Genomic DNA, 8,625 nt, shown 5'->3' on the forward strand with positions numbered 1-8,625 from the left:
TTTTGAATTTATTAAAATACAAAGAGTTTTTTTGTATCATATTCTTTACGTTGAATTGAAATATCTTTTAACCATTCATCTATTTGCTCTTTATAAAAATATAATTTATCATTTACTATAAAATAAGGAAACATAATACCTGTATAACTTCCTCTTGATTCTAACATATTTTTTTCTGTATTAATTATTCCTTGAACTTCTTCCTCTGTCATTCCAAGATAGTTGGCAACTTCAGATATATTCATAACACTACTATTTACAGCAGCATTTTCTACTTGTATATTACTTCCCTTTTGTATTGAGTATCCAAAATAAATAGAACTTAAAAGCATACCCAACGCAAGTATAATTATTGATATTGATAGTAATTTATTATTTTGCAAGATACACCCACCTTTTTATTATAAATAACTATTATAGTACTTTTGTATTCTTATTAACTTATATTTAATTTTAATCTTGTAATTTGAATATTGTGAACTAACCTAACTTAGTATATGCTTATTTTACTTAGTGTTACTTTTGTACTTCTTTAAGAATACAAAGTTGCATATTAGTGAAATGATAAACACTAAGATAAATATATATCCCATTGGTATTAATGCGAATGGCTCAACCAATGTTCCATCTGGCATAACTTTTGCACCTATAACATTATAGGCGATGAAACAAATTATAGCTGCTAAAGCAGAAATAAACATGGAACCCTTTGTAAACCAAACTTTCTTATCCCTTTTCCATTTTAACGCAATATTTTCCATTACTTGTATCTCTCCATCTGAAACAATTGGTTTTTCTAAATTCAGTTTAAGTTTTTGCAATTCCCCTAAGCATTGCGGACAGTCAACTAAATGCTCTTCTATCAACGAAGAACTTTCTTTACTACAAACTTTATCATAATATAATGGTAACAAATCTCTAATAACTTCACATGATAATCTCATATTAATTTCTCCTTTAATTTTATTCTTGCACGATGATAAGTGACTCTTGCCCAGCTTTCTGTTTTTCCAAACAATTCAGCTATTTTTAAAAATGATAGATCTCCAAAAAAACGCAAGGTAAAGACTTCTTTATATGGTTCTTCTAAATTATGGAGTAGTTTATGAATTTCAAATGTACTTTCATCATCAACTATTTTTTGTTCAAAATCAGCGTCAAAAACATCAACTATATCTTCAACTCTTTCAAAATTATTTTGTTCTTTCTTTAAATACGAAAAATATAGGTTTTTAGCAATTTGACAGAGCCAAACACTCATTTTACAATTTCCTTTAAAACTATTAATATTTTTTAATGCTTTAAAAAATGTCTCTTGTGTTATATCCTCGGTAATACTCTTATTTTTAGTGAGGCATAACACATATCTATATACATCCTTGAAATATTCAGAGTATATTTCTTCAAATTCAGTCACATTCTCACCACCTTTCATATATAAGACTATCAAAATTATATTTCGTTACAACATTCCACAAAAATTTTTACTCTACTTACAAAACTAAGTAGTTAAATAAAGATCATATACACTTTATTTCGCATTATATTATATTACATTCTAAACTTATTATTGTATATCTTACAAAATACCGTACTATTCACTTTTCAAAGATAATACTTTTTAATTAGTTCGCTATATATTTAAATTGCAAACTGAATTATCATTAAAAATCTACATTATAAGCATAAAAAATTTTTTTATCAAAAAATAAAAAATAAAGGAGAATACAAATGATGATAAAAAAAATATTTTTAGCAATAATAATACTTATATCATTGACTAACAGTGTTAATGCAAGTACAACATCTAATTATGCTGAACCTGTACCAACTATTTCAAAAACCTATACAGAAGGTTTTTATAAATTTGATAATAAAAATGATGTTGATATAGGAGTAACACTAATTACCAACACCCCTACTAAAATCATGATTCTTGATGAAAATATGAATGTTCAATTTATTAGCTTAATACCATATAACACTAAATTTTATCTCCGTAATATTGCACCCAAAAAATAATAGCAATAATTGGTGACGGAGAAGTAGCACTATCATTTGATAAAATTTAATTAATTTTTATTATAAATTTATTAAAATACTGTATTATATCAGAAATTAATATACAGTATTTTTTTATTGATAAATAATTTTAGAGCTTACTGTTTTTTCTAAATTACTCACTAAAAAATACCGCATATTCTTTTTAATAATACGGCATTTCAATTAATTTAATATTTAATTTATACTTCACAATAATTTAAAAATGTGAACTAACTAACCCATAAATTTGAATTTAGCCTGAGCATTATTCTTATTTATTAAAGTTATAGAAAAAAGTACTTTTCTCTTTTTATTGTCATCATTGTTGCTTTTTGAGTTTAACCACTGTAGTAGTGCCCATTGCAGACACTTCATAACTTAAGACACCATTTTCATATTTCATAGTTTTAGTATCATCACTAGAAGCAAGCAATGCACTTTCAGTTTTACTATGGTCATTCTTCGAATCCCATGAATAAGGTTCATTAGAAGTTGTTGGAGCGACGAAAGAACCAGCCCAATAAAGTGATTTTGTATCACCATTATCACTTACCCAATCAATTGTAATAGTATCACCAGTTATTGTTGCTGATTGATAAGAGTCATCAGATTTGCTATTTTCTTGTTTCCATTCACCAGTTAAGTCAGGTATTTTCTTTTCAGTAGTATTACTACCACTACTGGAGCTTATTTTCGTAGAGCTACACCCAATAGATATTGTTGTTAACATAAACAAACACAGACTAATCATAACTAATTTTTTCATTTTTATTATCCTCCCATTCTTAGTACTAGGTTTGCTATTATAGGTTCCTTAGCAAAAATAATACGCTTGATATTTACCTTTATAACAGGCTTATAAATTCCCGTTTTCTTATCTTTTTGTTAAATAAGTGTCACCACTTAGAAATATATTACAATTATAAATCAATTATATCATATTTTTACAATAAAATACTATTAAATTTACACCATAACTTTAATCGTTATTTTCTCTCCTGACAATTCATATTTATGAAAAATTACTACTTTCGCTTCAATATTAATATCATCTTTAAATGGAATAAGACCAATGAAATTGTCATTTATATAAGTTAAATTTAAATCTTCTCAACTATATAATCAACAAAACCTTGTCTGATCCTTTCTCCTTCAAATATTCTCTCTAAAACCCTGCTTTCTTTATAAAGAATTTTCATATCATCAAAATATTTGTCTGCTTCTGATTCTTCAAAATATGAATGTATTACTGGAATATTATCATCAAGTTGCTCATATTGATTTTCACCTAAATCAACACCTGTACCACAGCGAAAATCCCTGATGGTAAGAAAATTCACAAATAATAATCCATGAGGTTTAAGCACTCTCTTCATTTCATTTACAGATTTACAGACCTCTTCCTTTGTCATATGGAATACAGAGTTGTATGAATAAACAAAACTAAAATATTCGTTATTAAAATTCAATTTTCTCATATCCCCTTGTTGGATTTTGAGTTGATGTCCACTTTTCCTAGCATAATTATTTGCTTTCTCAATTTGAGCTAAATCCATCTCAATTCCATTTGTCATATATCCATATTCACGAAATAAAGTTAATGGTGGAGAGTCTCCACCTGCTCCACAATCCAATACTATTTTCTCCATGTTCGTTTCATTACAATACATAAGAAATCTATACAGTGGTATTTGCTTAAATATTTCAAGCATATTAAATTCCCCCTTTAAATATAAATATAAAATAGATAAAATAATATTATCCATTTTTATTCTTCTTATCTCTTCAGCATTATATAGACAAACTATACCCTGCCTAGAGCTTTGAAATTATTCTTTCATATTTATTATCATGATCCTCTATTACCTTAATCTTATTATTTTCTATCATACAATCAATTCTTGATGCATACCACCAGTCCTTAACTCCTAACTGATAAAAACCAAGAATATTTCCAATTAATCTGACTTCTTTTATAGGTTCATATCCAATATGTTTATAAATTAGGTTATCATAGAAGTCTTCGCAAACTCCTATTAACCTCCCATTTACTACTACCCTTAGAGCACTATTTTCTTCTACAAGCATGAGCCAGGCATTACTAAACATTTTTAGTTCTATCTCAGATATTCTTCTTTGATAATTAATAAGTGTCTTATATTGCTCCGGTCCAACTTCTTCCAAAGATTGAAATGAAACAACTATATCATCTATTTTTATGTAATCTGGTAATTTTATTGCAAAAATTTCAGTTCCAATATCTTTTAGCAAATCACATATATAGTAAAAACCACACATCTCATATGGAGCATTACTATACCATATTCGAATTGCTTCTCCATTTAAAACATAATTTATAAGCCTTTTATATTCATCAGTATAATATTTTCCAGCTTTTTTAAGCTCTTTTAGTGTATCTTCATCATTATCATAGCCATTTTGTGTGTACATATCAAAAATAAGGTTATGTCTATAAGAACTATCTATTTTTTCTTTAATATCACCAATATCTAACATTAAAGCAAGACAAATAACTTTTTCTGAACTTCCTGAAATAACTCCTTTTTCTATAGCTATTTCCATACATGCAGCTCCACTTTCTCCAAATAAAACTTCTAACATAAAATCTCCTTTATAGTTTCTAATTTGATACTATTTATAAGTATGTTTACCATATTTTATAATAAGGACAATCCCTTGCAGAAATATTAAAGCAATCGTAAATTCACTTCCAACCCATATAAATATAGAAATAAGCATATTTACAAATATTAATAAGTTTAATATTCGTCTTATTCTTTTAATATGAAATTCTTTATTTAATTTATATCCATATTTCTCTTTATACAATATTTCATCTGGTATTTTCTTTATTAAAATGCTTATGAAACTCCAAATTAAAATTAATATAAAAGATATAGATATTTTTACCCCTAAAGTCATTTTAAACTCCTAAAAATAAAATTTACCTCGTATTATAAATATTAAAATCCATTTCATCCACTATATTCTCAATATCACTAAGTGTACTTTGAACTTCATCTTTCTCATTTAAAATCTTAACATCTTTTATATCAGATATATCTGTTATCACAAGATACCCCTTATCTAAAGTAACACTCTCACGAATGTTTTTATTGTCACTAAGGGTAATATCTATTTGGGATATATCTACGCTTACTTTTTTATCTTCAGATGGAATGTACTTACTATCATTAAAACTTCCAAAAATAATTCTTTTGTCATTATAAATTAGTGTATTTACAGAGAAACATTGGCTAATTGGCTTTCTTCCGCTAGTCCAACTTAAAATTTCATTATTTTCATTAAGTAAAAAAAGATTAGTATGTTGTTCTCCATCTTTTTCATTCATTTCTGCTAAGACAATTTTTTCATTACCCATATCTTTTGTAAGTAAAATATCTACCTTTTCATTTGAAGCTTTTTTATTAAAGAATTCTTCAATAGATTTTGATACAGTTAAAGTTCTACTACCACAACTTATTAAAAGAGAAATTAAAACTAAAGAAAATATACCTAAAGTAAGTTTTTTCATATTTATAAACCTCCTAAGTTTTTTAATATTACAATATTTCTCATATTCATTTATTCAATAACTTCTGCCTCAATAACATACTTACTGTTTGGAAGATATTTTAGCTTATAATTGTTTCCTTCAGTAATTTTATTGGACCTTGGATTATAATAATATGTATTTTCATTTAATATAAGTGATGGAGTTACTCCCTTTGAACTCTTATCAACAACAGTACACTTTCCAATAGAAATCTCATAATTGTCATTAATGTAATAACTTATATCATTGAACCGTGGCCTTAGTATATTTCTTTTTACTTTTTCTTTTTATTACTAGCTCTGCTCCCAATCCAATAGCTATAAATTTATAGATTATTACTGTTATAACTTGCCATGATGGCCATCTAACAAACTCCCTATATTTTCATATCCCAATAATGTATTATAAGTTATATTGTAACATATTTTACCAATAGACTACTACTTAGTTTTAAAGCTTCTATTTATTAATGGATTTTCCTATATAAAAAGGAGTTGTCATATAAACATCTCCTTTTTAAAATTATCCTATTCCATTATTTTTTATTATTTCACTCTATGTTGAAAAATTTTATTCTTCTATAAATTTCATTAATTCCTCATTAAATTTATCCCTCTGATCATAAAATGAAGCATGTCCGCTATACTTAAATGGTATAAGTTTTGAGTTTTCGATATTTTGACTTTGTACTTCACCTAGCTCAAAAGGAACAACTTTATCATGAATACCATGAATAATTAAAGTTGGAACACTTATTTTTCTTAAATCAGAAAATAGCACTTCATCTATCCAAGTATTTGCAATAGCTGCAGTTGCCCACCCTGCTGCCTGTAATCCTAACTGAAAGAACCAGTCAGATAATGCTTGTGATATATTTTGAAAAAAGAATATATCACCAAAATCTCTTAGCATTTTAGGTCGATCATTATCTGTTCCTTGAATAATCTTGATTATATCTTCTTTCTCTGCACCATATGGGTTAATATCCTCTACATAAATTGTTACATTAGGTTCTACTCTAACATAGTACCCCACATAAATACCTCCATTTACAAAACTTCTTCATTTAATATATTATTCTTCTATATACAAATATATGAATTGTAAATCTAGCTTTTTGATATAACCATTCAATTGTAAAATAATGGAATTAAGAAAAGTTAGTATTCTTATTCTGCAATTAATTTATATATTATTTCTGCTGCTTCTTTGGCCGAAATATAACTTACATCAATTTTCCTTGTATCCATTTGAAAGTAATTATTTGATCTTGGTACACTTCTTTCAATGACATCATTTTTTCTTATTCCTTGATTAATGTCTTTTGTAATTCTCGAAATTAATGTTTGCTCTGAGCATACTATAGAAAATTTATGTAACATACAGTCATCTTTATTTAATCTTGATAATACATCATCAAAAATACTTTCTTCATGCATTACCCAACAAAAAATAATATTTTTATATTCTGAGCAAGAAATAAAATTATTTAAAAGATGAGTAATATTATCAAGTACCATCTTTTTAGTTTCATCCGTCACAATAAATGGTGACATATCCCAACACCAATCACCATCAAGAAAAATACAATTAGGTAATATATTTTTCAATTCTTTACTTATTGTTGTCTTACCTACCCCATTGTTCCATTTATAAAAATAAGATTTTTCATAATTTTAACCACCTATCATTTAAGCTATTGTTTATTTAATTTTCTTTTGTTGTACATCCCAACAGTTACAATTGAAACAATAATAATCATAGCATTTGCAACAACAGTTCCTATCCAAGTCATAGTCATGGTTCCAAAGATAGGTGATACTGCATTAAACATGGTATGGAATAATACGCACATAAACACATAGCTTTTCCCTGATATCTTGTAGATTGCTCCGTTAAAAAAACGAAATGCCATTAGTTGAACTGCAAACATCCAAAAGTTAATTAGTCCCTCCCCATGATTAGTCCCTGGAATAAAAAAGAGAGGAATATGCCAAAAAAACCAAATTACTCCTGTAAAAATACAAGATAAAATAAAGCCATATTCTTTATCAAGTTCAGGCTGTAATATGTACATCCAACCAGATTCTTCTAATCCCCCAATAATAAGGCACCCAGGTAGAGATAGAAAGAACGTATAAAATGGAAGCACCATTTCTCTACTACCTGAAACTATAATATGTATTAGAAAATATAGTGCAAGACCTGAAACAACAAACAAGTATGGTAAAATGTTATTTTTAAAATAAAAAACAGTTTTCAACCATTCTTTAAAATCTGCTATTTTGTTATTCTTCTTCAAAACTATATATGAAGCAATAGCTGGTGATAAAATATAGATTGAAAAGGGAATATTCATCATAAATTGCTGCACTGAGTGAACCCAATTGTAAACCGAATATCCGAAATGTCCAAGAATAATCAAAGCACCTGATACAAGATAGGCTATGCAAAATGTTAGAATCGTAAATTGTATTCTAACTTTTTTATCTGTCATAATTTCTTCACCTCATATTTTAAAGTATTCATTATTTATATACTTTGCTTATCTTTAAACTGCGCACAATAAAAATCAAAACTAATCAAAGAACTTCCCCTTATAAAAATTCTCATTGCCAAGTTTCTCTGCCTTCAGTCTGAACATAACGCAGCCATCTGGACATACAATATCCTTGCTATACTTAGCACTTCCACCAATATTCTCCAAATCTCCGCCGCTTCTGACTGCTTCCATGATTGGGAACATAATCATCATAACCTTGGAACAAATGCCCTGTCCATTCGAATTTACCGGACATCCATAAGTGCAGGTATACTTATCTCCAATTTCCTCGCCATTTCGGCAGTACCGCTCTGTATGGTCACTTCGAAGAAACCCAGTTACCTCAATTTCAAATTTGTACTCCTCATCATACCACTTTTTCATAATTAACCCTCCAAATCTCTTTTTATCTATCTCACCTTATATTGTACCATATTTTGTAAACCGTATAATGCTTATATAG

12 protein-coding genes and 1 pseudogene are annotated in these 8,625 nt (G+C 27.5%); 1 reads left to right on the forward strand and 12 read right to left on the reverse strand.

All coding sequences use genetic code 11. The annotated features are described in order from the left end of the window. Positions 1–11: 11 nt before the first annotated feature. From A500_RS17095 to A500_RS17105, 3 genes are all read right to left on the reverse strand, one after another. Positions 12–383 carry a MerR family transcriptional regulator gene (locus tag A500_RS17095; protein WP_016208821.1) on the reverse strand — a complete coding sequence of 124 codons (372 nt, stop codon included), beginning with the start codon at positions 381–383 and terminating at the stop codon, positions 12–14. Between the two features lie 123 nt (positions 384–506). Beyond that, positions 507–944 (reverse strand): DUF3955 domain-containing protein, encoded by a 438-nt coding sequence (locus tag A500_RS17100; RefSeq protein WP_016208822.1) that lies wholly within the window; start codon positions 942–944, stop codon positions 507–509. After that, a complete protein-coding gene (locus tag A500_RS17105; protein ID WP_016208823.1) occupies positions 941–1,417 on the reverse strand; it encodes an RNA polymerase sigma factor in 477 nt (158 codons plus the stop codon). The genes A500_RS17100 and A500_RS17105 overlap by 4 nt, the downstream gene beginning before the upstream one ends. Positions 1,418–1,731: 314 nt before the next feature. On the opposite strand from A500_RS17105, the gene A500_RS17110 reads away from it, so the two are divergent. Further along, the gene (locus tag A500_RS17110) at positions 1,732–2,022 is read left to right on the forward strand and encodes a hypothetical protein (protein WP_242835160.1); all 291 of its coding nucleotides are present in this window, start codon (positions 1,732–1,734) and stop codon (positions 2,020–2,022) included. A gap of 340 nt (positions 2,023–2,362) precedes the next feature. Here A500_RS17110 and A500_RS17115 read toward each other — a convergent pair whose 3' ends face one another. From A500_RS17115 to A500_RS17155, 9 genes and pseudogenes are all read right to left on the reverse strand, one after another. Then, a complete protein-coding gene (locus A500_RS17115; protein ID WP_242835161.1) occupies positions 2,363–2,794 on the reverse strand; it encodes a hypothetical protein in 432 nt (143 codons plus the stop codon). A gap of 349 nt (positions 2,795–3,143) precedes the next feature. Further along, entirely contained in the window at positions 3,144–3,755 is a 612-nt protein-coding gene (locus A500_RS17120; protein ID WP_016208826.1) for a class I SAM-dependent methyltransferase, read from the reverse strand. A gap of 103 nt (positions 3,756–3,858) precedes the next feature. Next, on the reverse strand, positions 3,859–4,665 hold the full coding sequence (locus A500_RS17125) for a DUF3658 domain-containing protein (protein WP_016208827.1): 807 nt from the start codon (positions 4,663–4,665) through the stop codon (positions 3,859–3,861). 30 nt (positions 4,666–4,695) lie between these two features. Further along, positions 4,696–4,986 (reverse strand): hypothetical protein, encoded by a 291-nt coding sequence (locus A500_RS17130; protein ID WP_016208828.1) that lies wholly within the window; start codon positions 4,984–4,986, stop codon positions 4,696–4,698. A gap of 22 nt (positions 4,987–5,008) precedes the next feature. Then, on the reverse strand, positions 5,009–5,599 hold the full coding sequence (locus A500_RS17135) for a hypothetical protein (protein WP_016208829.1): 591 nt from the start codon (positions 5,597–5,599) through the stop codon (positions 5,009–5,011). Positions 5,600–6,190: 591 nt separating this feature from the next. Next, positions 6,191–6,598, reverse strand: a pseudogene (locus A500_RS17140) (alpha/beta fold hydrolase); the annotation flags it as partial. Positions 6,599–6,789: 191 nt separating this feature from the next. Beyond that, entirely contained in the window at positions 6,790–7,230 is a 441-nt protein-coding gene (locus A500_RS17145; protein WP_479723492.1) for an AAA family ATPase, read from the reverse strand. A gap of 86 nt (positions 7,231–7,316) precedes the next feature. After that, positions 7,317–8,117, reverse strand: coding sequence for a CPBP family intramembrane glutamic endopeptidase (locus tag A500_RS17150; protein ID WP_016208832.1), 801 nt, complete (start codon positions 8,115–8,117; stop codon positions 7,317–7,319). 81 nt (positions 8,118–8,198) lie between these two features. Beyond that, complete coding sequence (locus tag A500_RS17155; RefSeq protein ID WP_016208833.1) at positions 8,199–8,546, reverse strand: TIGR04076 family protein; 348 nt, start codon at positions 8,544–8,546, stop codon at positions 8,199–8,201. Positions 8,547–8,625: the final 79 nt, after the last annotated feature.

It is taken from the genome of Clostridium sartagoforme AAU1 (assembly GCF_000401215.1).
In the GTDB taxonomy this organism is placed as follows: Bacteria; Bacillota; Clostridia; order Clostridiales; family Clostridiaceae; genus Clostridium; species Clostridium sartagoforme.

Coding starts and splice junctions, on each gene's coding strand:
- A500_RS17110 (WP_242835160.1), top strand. CDS start 1,732: ATGATGATAAAAAAAATATTTTTAGCAATAATAATACTTATATCATTG.
- A500_RS17100 (WP_016208822.1), bottom strand. CDS start 944: ATGAGATTATCATGTGAAGTTATTAGAGATTTGTTACCATTATATTAT.
- A500_RS17125 (WP_016208827.1), bottom strand. CDS start 4,665: ATGTTAGAAGTTTTATTTGGAGAAAGTGGAGCTGCATGTATGGAAATA.
- A500_RS17155 (WP_016208833.1), bottom strand. CDS start 8,546: ATGAAAAAGTGGTATGATGAGGAGTACAAATTTGAAATTGAGGTAACT.
- A500_RS17130 (WP_016208828.1), bottom strand. CDS start 4,986: ATGACTTTAGGGGTAAAAATATCTATATCTTTTATATTAATTTTAATT.
- A500_RS17115 (WP_242835161.1), bottom strand. CDS start 2,794: ATGATTAGTCTGTGTTTGTTTATGTTAACAACAATATCTATTGGGTGT.
- A500_RS17150 (WP_016208832.1), bottom strand. CDS start 8,117: ATGACAGATAAAAAAGTTAGAATACAATTTACGATTCTAACATTTTGC.
- A500_RS17135 (WP_016208829.1), bottom strand. CDS start 5,599: ATGAAAAAACTTACTTTAGGTATATTTTCTTTAGTTTTAATTTCTCTT.
- A500_RS17120 (WP_016208826.1), bottom strand. CDS start 3,755: ATGCTTGAAATATTTAAGCAAATACCACTGTATAGATTTCTTATGTAT.